This window comes from Nodularia harveyana UHCC-0300 (assembly GCF_034931085.1).
GTDB classification, from domain to species: domain Bacteria; phylum Cyanobacteriota; class Cyanobacteriia; order Cyanobacteriales; family Nostocaceae; genus Nodularia; species Nodularia harveyana.
This window is the reverse complement of record NZ_JAYGHG010000026.1, coordinates 58,247-72,910: the sequence shown is the minus strand read 5'-3', so window position 1 is coordinate 72,910 and position 14,664 is coordinate 58,247. Positions and strand designations below refer to the sequence as shown.

11 protein-coding genes are annotated in these 14,664 nt (G+C 41.0%); 3 read left to right on the top strand and 8 right to left on the bottom strand.

Going from position 1 to position 14,664, the window contains the following annotated elements:
• Window positions 1-1,474: cobaltochelatase subunit CobN (locus VB620_RS15070; protein ID WP_323196969.1), on the bottom strand; the 1,474-nt coding region annotated here is incomplete at its 3' end.
• Window positions 1,475-1,656: 182 nt separating this feature from the next.
• Between VB620_RS15070 and VB620_RS15065 the strand changes: the two genes are divergently transcribed.
• Window positions 1,657-3,519 (top strand): GAF domain-containing sensor histidine kinase, encoded by a 1,863-nt coding sequence (locus tag VB620_RS15065; protein ID WP_323196968.1) that lies wholly within the window; start codon window positions 1,657-1,659, stop codon window positions 3,517-3,519.
• Window positions 3,520-3,551: 32 nt separating this feature from the next.
• Window positions 3,552-5,060 carry a hydroxysqualene dehydroxylase gene (locus tag VB620_RS15060; RefSeq protein ID WP_323196967.1) on the top strand — a complete coding sequence of 503 codons (1,509 nt, stop codon included), beginning with the start codon at window positions 3,552-3,554 and terminating at the stop codon, window positions 5,058-5,060.
• A gap of 6 nt (window positions 5,061-5,066) precedes the next feature.
• Here the strand turns inward: VB620_RS15060 and VB620_RS15055 are convergent, their stop codons facing one another.
• From VB620_RS15055 to VB620_RS15035, 5 genes are all read right to left on the bottom strand, one after another.
• The gene (locus tag VB620_RS15055) at window positions 5,067-6,425 is read right to left on the bottom strand and encodes a sensor histidine kinase (RefSeq protein WP_323196966.1); all 1,359 of its coding nucleotides are present in this window, start codon (window positions 6,423-6,425) and stop codon (window positions 5,067-5,069) included.
• 9 nt (window positions 6,426-6,434) lie between these two features.
• The gene (locus VB620_RS15050; RefSeq protein WP_323196965.1) at window positions 6,435-8,993 is read right to left on the bottom strand and encodes a PAS domain-containing sensor histidine kinase; all 2,559 of its coding nucleotides are present in this window, start codon (window positions 8,991-8,993) and stop codon (window positions 6,435-6,437) included.
• 1 nt (window position 8,994) lies between these two features.
• Complete coding sequence (locus VB620_RS15045; RefSeq protein WP_323196964.1) at window positions 8,995-9,117, bottom strand: hypothetical protein; 123 nt, start codon at window positions 9,115-9,117, stop codon at window positions 8,995-8,997.
• A 482-nt stretch (window positions 9,118-9,599) separates the two neighbouring features.
• Window positions 9,600-11,054, bottom strand: coding sequence for a pentapeptide repeat-containing protein (locus VB620_RS15040; protein WP_323196963.1), 1,455 nt, complete (start codon window positions 11,052-11,054; stop codon window positions 9,600-9,602).
• A 233-nt stretch (window positions 11,055-11,287) separates the two neighbouring features.
• Window positions 11,288-12,037, bottom strand: a complete 750-nt coding sequence (locus VB620_RS15035; RefSeq protein WP_323196962.1) for a pentapeptide repeat-containing protein — start codon at window positions 12,035-12,037, stop codon at window positions 11,288-11,290.
• Between the two features lie 420 nt (window positions 12,038-12,457).
• Here VB620_RS15035 and VB620_RS15030 point away from each other — a divergent pair, with 420 nt between their 5' ends.
• A complete protein-coding gene (locus VB620_RS15030; protein ID WP_323196961.1) occupies window positions 12,458-13,621 on the top strand; it encodes an FAD-dependent oxidoreductase in 1,164 nt (387 codons plus the stop codon).
• A gap of 71 nt (window positions 13,622-13,692) precedes the next feature.
• On the opposite strand, the gene VB620_RS15025 is transcribed toward VB620_RS15030, so the two are convergent.
• Window positions 13,693-14,016 carry a XisI protein gene (locus VB620_RS15025; protein WP_323196960.1) on the bottom strand — a complete coding sequence of 108 codons (324 nt, stop codon included), beginning with the start codon at window positions 14,014-14,016 and terminating at the stop codon, window positions 13,693-13,695.
• Window positions 13,974-14,420, bottom strand: a complete 447-nt coding sequence (locus VB620_RS15020) for a XisH family protein (RefSeq protein WP_323196959.1) — start codon at window positions 14,418-14,420, stop codon at window positions 13,974-13,976. The genes VB620_RS15025 and VB620_RS15020 overlap by 43 nt, the downstream gene beginning before the upstream one ends.
• Window positions 14,421-14,664 lie beyond the last annotated feature (244 nt).

The window sequence follows — 14,664 nt, the reverse complement described above, 5'->3', positions numbered from 1 at the left end:
GGGTGTGGGAGGTGTGGGGGGTGTGGGGGGTGTGGGGAGAAGAGGCTGCTATTCCCCACCTTTCGGTAATTTCTTGCTGTACAACTATGGGTAAGGTGGCAAAATACTGTTGATAATCCTCACTGGAAACACTTTGCTGCACAGGACGTAACTCCCGACCTTCGGGATCATTGGTGACTCCAGCAGTGAGACGTTGGATTAATTCCTCTCCATCAATGGGGGAATTTTCCACCATATACCCAGCCCCTTGTAAAGCTTTAATTATTTCCACACAACTGGCTGGGGTGTCCAATCCTACGCCATTGGCTAACCTACCGTTGCGATTCGGGTAATTTGCTAAAATCAGGGCAATGCGGCGCTCCTGGGGGGGCTTAGAGCGGAGGTTTACCCAATTAGCTGCTAGTTGAGCTACAAACTCAATGCGATCGCTCACCGGTTCATAAACCATCACATCCGTTTCTAACTGAGAATTTCGCGTTTGTAATCTTTTAAAAGACACAGCACGAGTAATAATCCGCCCATCTACCTCTGGTAGCGCCACATTCATCGCCATATCGCGGGGAGACAGCCCTTGTAATTGTGATTCCCACTGCTCTACACCTCCGCCACTGAGAATCACCTGTAATACTGGCACATTTAATTTTTGCCACAAATCAACCTGGGGGGCTTCGGTTTCCAAACGCGCCAGAGAAAAACTGGTAGTATTCAAAAGTACACCAATACCCTCTGAGTCTGGCGGTTGCAAAAATGCACTCAACTCTGCTTGTACATCGGGGTCACGCAATGAGGAAACAAACACCGGCACTGGTTGCAAATTCTGCTTCACCAAAGCGGTACACAAGGCATCAATGACTTTAGTATTTCCCGATAGATAATGAGCGCGATAAAATAAAATCCCCACTTGAGGAAGTGGTAATTTCCCACTACCCGGATTATACAAACCGACACGGGGAACTTCTTGGGGTGGTAATGCTTGAAAAGACGTATGCAGACAAGTATCAGAGATAAATTGTAGAGCGTTAACAATATTTTCCACTCCGCCTTCCCGAAAATACTGTAATACTTGATTAACAGCAGTCAAAGGTAACGTAGATTGGGAAATTAATTCTGGATCGATACCATCGTCCCCAGGCATGACAATCAGAGTTGTACCTTGACGTTGTACAATTTCCTGAACAACTTCTAAACCATAAGCCCAATAGGAACGTCCTCCTAAGAGGCGCAAGATAATTACTTGAGCAGATTCTAAAACTTCCTCGCCATAAGAATCTATACTTATTTGTTGTTGTAACTGCAATAAACTAGCGACTCTGATGGCGGGAAATGTTTCGGGTAATTTGGGAACGGCTGCTGCTAATGTTTGAATGTCAGTATCCGCAGCAGTAATAAATACAAAAGGAGCTGGAGATTGTTCTATAAAAACTAAATCTTCTGACTGATTCCATCCGCCTGGTGTAGCACTGATCCGATGCATAATTTTATTATTACTGTCTGAAACTGTGGGTTAGACAACATTAACATTGAGTAACTGGGGGACTTTGAAATCCAACTTCTTGATTTCTCTGTGTTCTCTGAGCTTCTGTGGTATCAACTCAGCCCAAAGGTTTATGTGGTGAATGTATTTGTTGGAAACCCCTTATTAATAAACCATTGAAAATGCTTAGTTCTCCTGATTTGAGTTTTTCTCGAAACTTGCCTTTAGTTGTATTTAATCAACTTGGGGAATTGTTACAGCAGATGGCTCAAGTCGTAGGAGGTGCTGCTCTGGTCGTCACAGAGGCTGTATTAGCCAGGATTAATATACCAGTGGAGTGGCAGGATCAAAGGTTTACCCTGGTGATTTCTGAGCAGTTTAGCGCCTTGTTGGTAGGTAAGCCGGAGCAGGGTGAGCGGGAACAGTACAAAGGATTCAATACTAGTTTGACATTTCATGGGGAGGCGATCGCCTTGTTTGTTTCCCAACTGCGAGATTTATTTGAGGGTGATTCTGACACACATCAACATCTGCAACACTCTCTTCAGCTCCTCAGACCGAATAATCCTGACATCCAAAGCCAATTCACGCTGTTATTATTAGAGCATTTATTACCTAAAAATATTGAGAGAATTACGGAAACTGCAACTAACACTACTGAGGAATTTAATTATTGTCAGCCTGTGGAAGATGCCTTAAATAACAGAGTGCAGCGAGAGCGACTGTTAAATCAAGTCACTACCCAGATTAGCGAAAGCTTAGACTTGCCAGTAATTATGGCTACAGCAATTGCTCTGGTGAGGGAATTTCTGGAATTAGACAGACTGGTAATTTATAAGTTTGCACCTGATCATGTCAACAATCCTGGGGGTTATATTGTCCATGAAGCCCGGTCTACAAATGGTGTTTCCTCCGTGTTGTATTATCAGGAAACAGCTTGCTTTCACCGTAATTCTCCCTGTTGCGAAAAATATCGACAAGGATTTACATTAGTTGTTGATGATGTCGAAAAAACTTATGCTCTGGAAGAATGCTTGCTGAATTTTTTAAGAAAAAGCCAAGTTAGAGCCAAGTTAGTTACACCAATTATCTTAGAGAAAAAGCTGTGGGGACTACTAATTGCTCATCAATCCCATTCTCCCCGACAATGGAGCGAGAATGAGAAAACACTATTAACTGCGATCGCCCAACAATTAGCGATCGCCATTCATCAAGCCGAGTTAATGCAATCTCTGCAAGCCGCTACCCTCACCCTCACCGCCGAAAAACAAACCCTAGAGCAACGGGTGATTGAACGTACAATGGCCTTGCGAGAAGCTTTATTAGCCGCCGAAGCTGCAAACCGCCTGAGAAACGAATTTCTCGCCACCATTAGCCACGAATTACTTACCCCTTTAACCTACGTGATCGGGATGTCTTCCACCTTATTACGTTGGCCTTTGGGAGAATTGAGTCAACGCCAACGAGATTACCTGCAAACCATCCACGATAGTGGAGAACATTTATTAGAACTAATTAACGACATCCTGGATATATCACAAATTGAAGCCGGGAAAACCGTATTAAATATTACAGAATTTTCTTTAACAGATACAGTCAAAAATAGCATTCAGTCACTGTTAAAAAAAGCCGCCAGCAAACAAGTTAATCTACAACTAGATTTGCAAATCGCTCCTCAATGCGATCGCTTTACCGCCGATGCGGGGCGAATTACCCAAATTATCTGGAACCTATTAACCAATGCCATCAAGTTTACCCCAGAAGGTGGTAGTGTAATCTTGCGTACCTGGGTAGAAGAAGATACCGCCATCTTTCAAATTGAAGATACAGGAATTGGCATTCCCGAAGAACAACTACCACTAATGTTTGAAAAATTTCAGCAACTGGATACACCCTATCGCCGCCGCTACGAAGGTACTGGAATTGGTTTAGCCTTAACTAAACAACTTGTAGAACTACATCGCGGTCGAATTGAAGTAGAATCAACTGTGGCTATCGGTTCAATATTCACTGTCTGGATACCAGCCCAGCAGAAACGCAATTAATCGCGTCTTTATGTCAAGAATTGGAGAATAATATGACAGGGTTGCAAGGAAAACGAGTAGTTGTTGTTGGTGCTGGTTGGGCTGGCTTAGGTGCAACCTACCATTTAGCCAAACAAGGATATGATGTCACACTTTTAGAAGCTGGTGCATACCCTGGAGGCTTAGTAGCTGGGTGGAAAACCACAGGAGAAAAATCTGTAGAAGCTGGGATTCACGGCTTTTGGTATCCTTACAGAAATATTTTTGCCCTCATTAATGAATTAGAACTTCATCCCTTCACCACCTGGACTCGTTCCGCCCAATATTCCCCAGTCGGCTTAGAAGTAGAATCACCTATTTTCCAAGATTTACCGCGATTACCCTCACCTCTGGGTACTTTTATTTATACTAAGTTTCAGCGATTACCGTTGATAGACCGGATCAGCGCCTTGCCTTTACTTTATTCTGTGGTAGATTTTGACAACTCCGATGCAGCTTGGCGGCGTTATGACTTTGTGACCGCCCGTGAATTATTCAAAGATTTTGGCGTTTCTGCCCGACTTTATAAAGAAGCCTTTGAACCGATGTTATTAGTCGGCTTATTTGCCCCAGGGGAACAATGTTCAGCCGCCGCCACACTAGGAATGCTCTACTTTTTTATCCTCGCCCATCAAGCTGATTTTGATGTGGTTTGGTGTCGGGGAACCGTGGGAGAAAAAATATTTCGCCCTTGGGTGGAACGCATCGAAAAAGCCGGCGCGAAAGTTTTACCCCACCACCCTGTAACTGACTTAATTGTTGATAGTCAAAATCGCGCCCAGGGTGTAGTTTGCGGTGATCGAGTATTTGATGCCGATGCGGTAATTTTTGCCGTGGGTGTCACCGGGATGAAGAAAATTGTCGCCAATAGTCCTAGTTTGCAAAGCCGGGAGGAGTTCCGCAATTTAAATAATTTAGGAGCAATTGACGTTTTAGCCACGCGGTTATGGTTTGACCGCAAAATTGATGTTCCTCGCGCTTCTAATGCTTGTTTTGGCTTTGACGCTACCACAGGTTGGACATTTTTTGATTTAAATGCCCTACATGATGAATATAAAGATCAACCAGGAACAGTAATTGAAGCTGATTTTTATCATGCTAATCAGTTTCTCGGTATGAGTGATTCACAAATCATTGCCAAAGTCAAGGATTATTTAACAACTTGCGTACCAGGATTTAAGTCAGCCAAAGTAGTAAATAGCAGTGTCATTCGCTTACCCAACGCCGTTACCCACTTTGCTCCTGGGAGCTACCGTTATATGTTACCGGCTAAAACCAGCTTTGCAAATGTGTTTATGAGTGGTGATTGGATTGTGAATCGTCACGGTTCTTGGTCTCAGGAAAAGGCTTATGTTACAGGTTTAGAAGCGGCAAATTTAGCGGTGTCTTATTTAGGTCAGGGTCAGACTGCTGAGATTATAGCTGTTGAAGAGGACGAAGAGCATATTAAAATGGGGCGATCGCTCAATCAAACTTTGCGAAACTTGGGTAAATCGATTTTGCCGGAATTTTGGTTACCTTAATCACAGCTAATTACCAGAAGTCAGTACTTTAGTATTAGCCGGAAGTTGGGAAAACTTCTGTTCAATGGGAATTTTAATCACGAACTCTGTTCCTTTTCCTGGTTGAGATTGGCAAGAGATATGCCCACCATGTTCTTCTACAATAATTTGGTGACTAATAGACAAACCTAATCCGGTTCCTTTGCCAACAGGTTTGGTAGTATAAAAGCTATTAAATAAATTTGCTTGCACAGTTTCACTAATTCCTGGGCCATTATCAGCAATTTGGATAGTAACCCAATTGTCCTCCATCATTTTAGTACTAATCTCAATGCGACTGGGTTCATAGGGAATATCCTGGGAATCATGGTTTTGATATTCTTCTTCTAAAGCATCAATAGCATTTACCAAAATATTCATAAAAACTTGGTTAAGTCTACCTGCATAGCACTCCACTAATGGTAAGTTACTATAATTTTTCACTATTTCAATTCCTGGATGCTCAGGCTTTGGCTTTAAACGGTAATTCAAAATAGTCAGTGTACTATCAATTCCCTCATGGATATTGACAGCTTTCATATTCTTCTCATCCATCCGAGAAAAAGTCCGCATAGATTTAATAATTTCATGAATACGTTTTGCGCCCATATTCATTGATTGAAATAGCTTTAATAAATCATCCTTGATAAAATCTACATTCGACTCTTTTATATATGCTTGAATTTTTGTACTAGTATTGGGATATTCTTCCTGATATAGATCTACAAGTTCAAGTAATTCTTTTGTATATTCATTAGCATGAACCAGATTCCCATAAATAAAATTGACCGGGTTATTAATTTCATGGGTAATTCCTGCTACCATTTGTCCCAGACTGGATAGTTTCTCACTCTGAATCAGCTTCAGTTGAATTTTTTGCAGTTGATTATTTGCTAGACTAACTTCGGCAACTTTCTCTTCTAAAAGAGTATTTTTTTGCTCTAATTTCCGAGCTAAATCATATAGCTGTAAATGTAATTTAACCCTTGATAACACTTCGGCTTGTTCAAAAGGCTTGGTGATGTAATCCACGGCTCCAGCTGTAAATCCGGCAACTTTATTGGCAGTATCAGAAAGTGCTGTCATAAAAATTACGGGAATGTCTTTAGTGGCGGGATTTGCCTTTAAGTGACGACAGGTTTCAAAGCCATCCATTTCTGGCATCATCACATCCAGTAAAATTATATCGGGGAGGGCATATTGCACCCGTTCTAAAGCGACCTTACCAGATTTCGCCACCCACACTTCTAAACCAGCTTCATCTAAAGCATCAGATAAAACACTTAAATTTGCAGGATGATCATCAACAATTAGGACTGTGTGAATTTGGTCGCTGATAAGATTCATAATTAGTATTTACTGGTGAGATTGAATGAGTTCCAAAATTTCTTGGTCTTGGAATTCTCTGGCCATTTGTTGCAATTTTTGAGCAAAAGGGAGATATTTTTCGTCCATTTTCGCAATTGATGCTGCCTGTTTAGTAATTCCCCGAAAGTTACCTTTCATTGCTAACTCATAAAGGATAGCTATTTCTGCTGTAGGTGGCGCAACTAATTCCAAGTTATGAGTTTTTATATCTGATTCATTGACATCCTCTTGCTGTTTATAAAGCCATTCTAAATGTAGATATTCTTCCAATTTATGGAGTAGTTCTATTGCTTGTAAAGGTTTGGGGATAAAATCATCACCTCCTACTTCTAAACTGCGCTGTTTCTCCGTTTCAAATACGCTGGCTGAGGAAACAATAATCACAATATTTTTGAATGCTTCGGAATTACGAATACGTTGAATGAGCTTAAATCCATCAAGTTCTGGCATTAATAAATCAGTAATGATTAAGTCTGGGTGAAATTCCCATATTTTTAACCAAGCATCGTCTCCATCCACTGCTTCCATGACTTGAAAGCCAAGAGGTATGAGCAAATGAGCTATAACTGAGCGATTTTCCCATTTATCATCTACTACTAGAATTTTAGGTTGGTAATTTTTGATGCCAATAATTTGGCCATAATCGTTCCTTTGAGATGTTTTTATCCACTCATCAGCTGCGGGTAAATAGACATCAAAATAGAAAATACTGCCAACTCCTGATTGACTCTCAACCTGAATTGTACTATCCATAAATTGGACAATTTTCTGGCTGATTGCTAATCCCAAGCCAGTACCCTCGGTTTGTCGCCGACTGTCTCCTGCTTGTTCAAAGGGTTGAAAAATCACTTCCAGTTTTTCTGGGACAATACCAATACCTGTATCACGGACTGCAAAGCGTATTTTACCTTCTGAGGTATAGTTAACAGTAAAGGTAACACTGCCGACATCGGTGAATTTGATGGCATTGCTCAACAGGTTAATTAATACTTGCCGGAGGCGTTTTTCATCAGCACGAATGCCAATGGGTAATTCGGCTGTTATGTGATAATGGAATTCAATATGTTTAATTTCTGCGCGAATGCGGCACATTTCGGCTACACTTTCCAGAAATGCCGGAAAATGAAAATCGGTGGGCATTAATTCTACTTTCTGAGCTTCGATTTTCGACAAGTCTAGGATGTCGTTAATTAGAGTCAGTAAGTGGGAACCGCATTTGTAAATTATATCAATACGCGATCGCTGTTGGGAATCTAAGTTGGGCGATCGCTGCAAGATTTGAGCATAGCCGAGAATACCATTGAGGGGAGTCCGCAATTCATGGCTCATATTGGCGAGAAATTCGCTTTTGGCGTGACTTGCTGTTTCTGCGGCTTCTTTAGCTTGATTCAGAGCTATTTCTGCTTGTTTGCGGTCTGTAACGTCTCGTACTATCCCAATTAAACCAGTAATCTTACCATTGGAATCCAGCCAAGGAACCTTGGTGGTGATACAGTTGCGAATCACGTTATTATAGGGAACATCTTCTTCGTAAGTTTCACTAATGCCTGTGGAGAGAATTTGCTGGTCTTTGGCGACGATTTCATCGGCTATTTCTGGCGCAAATAGTTCCAAGTCATTTTTACCAATGATCTCCTCGATGGGTTTGCCCAGAAAATTAGCTGCATTGGAGTTAATGGTGACATAACGCCCGTGTAAATCTTTAGCGAGGATCAGGTCTGGTGTACCTGCCAAAATAGACTGCAACAATGTGTTGCGTTTTTCCAATGCTGCTAGTGCTTCTTTGCGTTCGTGAATATCCGTACAAGTGCCGACCCATTCTCTGACACTGCTATCTGTTTCTAATACAGGAACAGACCGGGCTAGCATATAGCGGTATTCCCCATCATGTTTTCTGAGACGGTATTCCATTTTACAGGGAGTGCCAGTGCTGATTGCTTTTTTCCAGGTGGCGAGGGCGAATTTTCGATCGCCTGGATGAATGGCGGACAAAGATCCTATACCTTGAGATTCTTCCGGTGTTTGCCCTGTAAATTCTCCCCAGCTAGTATTCTCGTATATGGGAATACCATCAGCCGGAACTGTCCAAACTATTTGAGAGCTAGCGGTGATCAGAGATTTGTAACGTTCTTCGCTGTGGCGGAGTGCGATTTCTGTTTGTTTGCGCTGTGTGATATTTTCACTGTACATGATGATACCACCGATCTCACCGCTTGGTTGATACCAAGGGCGGACTAGCCAGCTGACCCATTGGGTCGTTCCATCTGATTTAATATAAGGGTCTTCGTGGCGTTCCTCAATTGCTCCGGTTAAACATTTCTGATGAATCTGCCGGCAATGTTCGGTAACATGGGGAAAAACTTCGTAGTGGGAGCGCCCAATAATTTCATGACTGAGGTGATATTCTTCTAGGAATCTGCTACTGACCCAAAGATAATGGATTTGCAGATCGAAGATGGCGACCTCTACAGGGACATACTGAATTGCTTGCTGCAAGTAGACTTCAGCCTCAACCGCATCTGTTTTTCCCTGATCATATCCGCTCATATTAGGATATACTCCTGCGTTGGAGTTGAGGACGTTCTGGGTATAAAATTTTTTTGATAAAAGTGCCGTTTATTAGCGATCGCTTTTTTGCTATTGGCTTTTGATTGAGTAATTGTTGGCTCATCTATCAATCCTGAATTTCATAGGTGATTACCGGGTTTCTCTTCATAGTTATTCTGTTTCTATGGAAACTAAATAAACCTGAGTTGAAATCCTCATAAAAAGGGAAATATTATTTAAAATAAAATTTATCTTCAAGCAGTACGAGTATATTAAGTGACTTAATTACCTGAAATATATCTCGTATGTAGTAGAAATTTGTCCATTAACTTGACATAATCGCTAGATCATAGTGGGAATGTTTTTAGAAAGTTAGCATATTGAGTTAAGTTAAAACTTGACTTAAGTCACAATCAACAGTGATGACGAACACACTATTTGCGAGACTCGACCTTAGTGACTCCCTTATTTGTGTAGGTGGGGAGTGAGGAAAAAGCTTTGTGATACCGAGATCTACAGCCCATAGCCCAGGCTAAGACCACAAAAATAAAATACAAGTCCTATATTAAAAATGGTGAAGATGCACCCGAATAATTGATACTGCGGTTACCCAGATTGTCGCCAATCGACTGGAGCTTCTAAATAATCAGGAAGACGAGTTGTGCGATCGCCTAAAGCCATCGTAATTTGTTTTAACTCCATATTTTTTGCCCCGGTCAAAATTGCCCCTTCCAATTTGACATCACAAAAGTTAGCATCCAAAAGGTTACTTCCCATCAGGTTAATCCCAGACAGATTAGCTTGAAAAAGGTTAGCCTGATGCAAATCTGACCCCATGAGATTCGCTCTTTCTAAGTCGGCCTCCGCAAAACTAGAGGCGGTGAGATCCGCAAAAATGATTTCTGTTTCTTGCAATTTCGCCGCATTCAAATTAGCGCCATTCAAATTAGCGCCATTCAAATTAGCGCCATTCAAGTTGGCTCCAATCAGGCCAGCAAATTGCAGATTTGCTTTACCCAACTTAGCCCATTGCAAGTTAGCCAGAAACAACTTAGCTCCACTCAGGTTGGCAACTTTTAATACCGCCTGTTGCAAGTTGGCCTTATAAAGGTTAGCACCAGAGAGGTTAGCTGCACGCAGACTTGCACCCAAAAGGTTCGCTGCTCGTAAATTTACCCCAGTCAGGTTAGCTTGATTCATGTTTGTCCAACATAAATTAGCTCGATTTAGACTAGCTTTGTGTAAGTTGGCTTCATAAAGAATAGAGCCAGTTAGTTTCGCCCCATCGAGATTAGCCTCACAGAGTAAAGAACTTCGCAAGTTAGCGCCAGAGAGATTAGAACCGCGCAAATCGGCTCTTTCCAGGTTAGCTTCTAGCAAATCGGCTCGCCGGATGTCGGTATTCCGTAAATCCAGTTTTTGATTTTCCTCTTCTAACAGCGAATTTCGCCTACCGATGACAGTTAAGGCCGCTTGAATATCCCGACGCAGTTGAGGTAATACTTCGCCAGCATTCATTTCTTCTGGGTGTCTGCGACGTACCTTCCCGATGAACTGTAAATTTTCTCGCCTTTGTTGATCTTCTTCTATGGGAACCGGAGCATTTTCCCTGATAAAAGCGGCGAGGATTTCCATAATTGTCCAGTGTTCTTTGGGCGAATCCTGTGCAACTCGTTCCAGAATGTAAATTGCGCCTGTTCGGGTTTCGATTTTTTCATGACCCAATTGGGTAATCGCCCCCATAAAACGTTCTACAATCAATTTATCTTCACCGATTTGGGAATTTTGATTGTTGATGGCGTTGCTTTTCTCAGCTGCGATCGCATTTTTGGACATAGCATCCACACGCTTGGCTGCATAGTAAGCATTAATCAACACTGCCAAACCGAGAAAAACTATAGCACTGGCGATTAAGACATGAACTCTATATTGTATCCGTTGATCAACTGTCAATTCCTCAATGTACGACGATGCAAAAACAATCAGAGTCAGTGAGAGCAAAAATATAACTGTTATAGCTATCAACCAACGCCAGAATTTGTCTGTCTTATAAGCAGACATAGCAGTAATATTTCTCACAACACAGAATTATTACTTAGGGTTTAGGAGAAATTAGTATATCATTTAGCTGAAAATTTGAATATGCCCCACAATCTATAATTTTTGAACATATATCAGCCGAGTTAATTAATCTGATTTTTATCGACAGGATGGCATCAAATATAACAGTGAAGCGATCGCACAACAATTAAGTCTTTGTTCACAAACATCGCAGCAATTTCAAAAACTCAAAATCAGACAAATTTAGCTTCTCGGAAATTTGCCCCTTGCAGCATAGCATCATTCAGAGTCGCTCCCTGTAGATTTGCTAGATATAGATTCGCCCCAGTCAGATTCGCCCCAGTCAGATTCGCCCCAGTCAGATTCGCCGCACAGAGAATAGCACCAGCCAGATTTGCACCCTGTAAATTCGCCCCAGTCAGATTCGCCCCAGTCAGAATAGCCCCAGCCAGATTCGCCCCAGTCAGATTCGCCCCAGTCAAATTCACTTGATAAAGATTTGATGACTTTAAATTAGCCTGATAGAGATTAGCCCCGCTTATATCTGTACAGCTTAAATCTATTTGTTCCCCTTCCTGATCATGATTCGTATCCCTTCTCCCAATTACAGTTAGGGCTACTTGCAAATCTTCAGAAATTCTCGGTAAAGAATGGGGATTAAATTCATCTCCATTAATATCAGCATGATGATTTTGAACAAAATTACTGAGAATCATCATAATTTCCCCTTGATATTTGGGATATGCTTGAGAAAACTTCGCTAAATCATGAATTGCTGCTAGTCTATTCTCGATATGCTGATCATTTAGATTTTTTCTAACTCTAAATAAATACTCCTCTCCTGACTGAAAGCTCAACTGGAGTGATTTTAATTTATCAACAAATATCCCAGGGATGAAGTTTGTTAAGGATATCGGATGATCATCTAAGTATCGTGTTAATTTTTCAAATATTTGCAAAGTATTAATAATTGCCATCAACATATATATATACAGAATTTAACTATTACTTATTGTGCTGATGGATAAAAAATTAATCATTAGTAAATTTAGTGATTTTTTAGGTAAAAATAAAAGTAAACATCACAATTATGGAAAAAATAGCTTGGAAATAATGGGACAATTTGATTCTGTGTGGTTACTAAAATTTTAGTAGAGATAAAATATTTGAAATCAGTAAATATTGAACATTTATTATGCCTATTTAGTCAGATGTTTCCCCTAAGAGGTTTATTTTAAAAGTGTTCGGCTGTGATTTTAGGCACGTAATGATCCCCCCTAGCCTGGAAAAGGGAGATTTAGGGGGATCTAGAATGTTTTGTTACCGACAATAAGACTTTTCAAACAGCCTCTAAATTTTATTTCTTAACTGACAACTGATAACTGATAACTGATAACTGACCTATGATTAAAGATTTAGTCTTAATTGGTGGTGGACATACCCATGCTATTGTGTTGCGAAAATTCGCCATTAATCCTTTACCAGAAGTACGTTTAACTTTGATTAGCCCAGAGTTAGATACACCATATTCGGGGATGTTACCAGGACACATCGCCGGATTTTATAGACATGAAGAATGTCACATCAATTTACTAAAATTGGCTAACTTTGCTCAAGCAAATTTATATATTGACCGAGCAGTGGGACTGGATTTAAAAAATCAGCAAGTGATTTGTAATAACCATCCAGCTATCAACTTTGATCTTCTTTCTATTGATATTGGCAGCACTCCTAGCACCATATCTGTATCAGGAGCCACGGAATATGCAATTACGGCGAAACCAGTACCAAAATTATTGCAACATTGGGAGCAACTACTAGAAAAAGTTGCCAAAAATCCGGAGAAACCCATGAGTTTAGCAATTGTGGGTGGTGGTGCTGGGGGTGTGGAGTTAGCGCTGTCAATGCAAACCCATTTACAGAGGATTTTGCAACAACATCAGCAACCAATTGAAAGGTTACAAATTCATTTATTCCAGCGTCAGGATCAACTGTTGCCCAACTATCATAAATCAGTGCAGAATCAATTTCAGCAGATTTTAATAAATCGTGGTATCAATTTGCATTTAGGGGAAAGTGTCTGTGAACTTGCAGAAACTGGAGAAAGATTTGCGGTTAAATGTGAATCTGGGTTATTGCTAGAGTGCGATAAAATATTTTGGGTAACTCAAGCATCAGCACCCCAATGGTTGAAAACCACAGGACTGGTTACTGATGAGGCGGGATTTATTTTAGTCAAAGATACATTACAATCTCAAAGTCACCCAGAGGTATTTGCTGCGGGTGATATTGCGACTATGGTAAATCATCCGCGTCCGAAAGCTGGGGTGTTTGCGGTGCGCCAAGGTCAGCCATTGTTTGAGAATTTACAAAGAGCTTTATTAGGTCAGCCCCTGAAAGACTATCAACCACAGCGACAATATCTGAGTTTAATTGGTACTGGTGACAAACGGGCGATCGCAACTAAAGGAATTTTTACTTCACCACCGCATCAACTCTTCTGGTGCTGGAAAGATATGATTGACCGCCGTTTTATGCAGCAGTTTAGGTTCGAGGAGGAGAATTGAGTTTAGAGGATGGTAAAATGAATAAAGCTATAGTCAATAAAAGTACAACTAAATTCAGTATAATCCTTTGTTCAAGCAATGGAAAGATTCCGCGCCTCCGGTAGGAAAGCCAGTATGATATCACTCTCTGGAATACCTTTTTTAACGAAGTCTTGAGTAATTCCGCATTCCATGCCATCGTATTCAATTATTACTTTCCCATTTTCGATAATTATATAGATCAGGTTGCCACGCACTCGCCGCCCTTTATCCCAACCTACCTGCATGAGAGCATAGCGATCGCTCATTTCGTCAAAGATGCTATCTAAGCGAATGTTCCCGTGGGATGGGCGTAGTTTGGCGTAATCACTAATTACCTGTTTGATGATTTCTCGATAGGTCGTGATGGTATCCATTGACTTACTTCCTTTTTCTCCAAATTTACAACAATTAGCTTTAAAGGTAAGTCAGCGATCACTAGTTTTCCAATTGGCTCAGTAAATATATCGCTGTAAGTAGCTTCAGAGACAGCCAGATAAAGGTCACGTTCTGGATCGACTTGATTAAGTAACAAGCGATATAGCGTATATTGACCAATAGCTTGCTCTAAATCAGCTATTTGAGATTGACTGCGAAATTGCTTAATTTCAATAGCTAAATTTTTATTTCCCTGTCGGATTCCAATAAAGCTGCTTGCGCCAAGATCAACAAATAAAAAACGCTCACCATAGGAAATAACATAGGGATCGTTGGTAATTTCCCAACCGTCTTTGATAATTGCCTCTTTTACGGTTTCGTGAATGAAGTCTTTTGCTGGCACTTAATAATAATTATCCTCTAAATGCTGGATTGAGATCATAGCTCCTCACCATCAGAGTACAGGACTTACGCAAAATTATGAAAAACGAACCACAAAGGACACGTAAAGCCTTCGGCATAGCTGCGCTTACCGCGTTAGCGTCTCCCCTTGGGAGAAGTCAAGAGGGTTTCAGAGAGTCCTTGTGTAAGTCCTAAGAGTATTTAAAATCGCTCGCTCAGGCGTGGTAATATTTCTTGTACCCCAG

Coding starts and splice junctions, on each gene's coding strand:
- VB620_RS15060 (WP_323196967.1), top strand. CDS start 3,552: ATGACAGGGTTGCAAGGAAAACGAGTAGTTGTTGTTGGTGCTGGTTGG.
- VB620_RS15035 (WP_323196962.1), bottom strand. CDS start 12,037: ATGTTGATGGCAATTATTAATACTTTGCAAATATTTGAAAAATTAACA.
- VB620_RS15030 (WP_323196961.1), top strand. CDS start 12,458: ATGATTAAAGATTTAGTCTTAATTGGTGGTGGACATACCCATGCTATT.
- VB620_RS15025 (WP_323196960.1), bottom strand. CDS start 14,016: ATGGATACCATCACGACCTATCGAGAAATCATCAAACAGGTAATTAGT.
- VB620_RS15055 (WP_323196966.1), bottom strand. CDS start 6,425: ATGAATCTTATCAGCGACCAAATTCACACAGTCCTAATTGTTGATGAT.
- VB620_RS15040 (WP_323196963.1), bottom strand. CDS start 11,054: ATGTCTGCTTATAAGACAGACAAATTCTGGCGTTGGTTGATAGCTATA.
- VB620_RS15045 (WP_323196964.1), bottom strand. CDS start 9,117: ATGAGCCAACAATTACTCAATCAAAAGCCAATAGCAAAAAAGCGATCG.
- VB620_RS15050 (WP_323196965.1), bottom strand. CDS start 8,993: ATGAGCGGATATGATCAGGGAAAAACAGATGCGGTTGAGGCTGAAGTC.
- VB620_RS15065 (WP_323196968.1), top strand. CDS start 1,657: ATGCTTAGTTCTCCTGATTTGAGTTTTTCTCGAAACTTGCCTTTAGTT.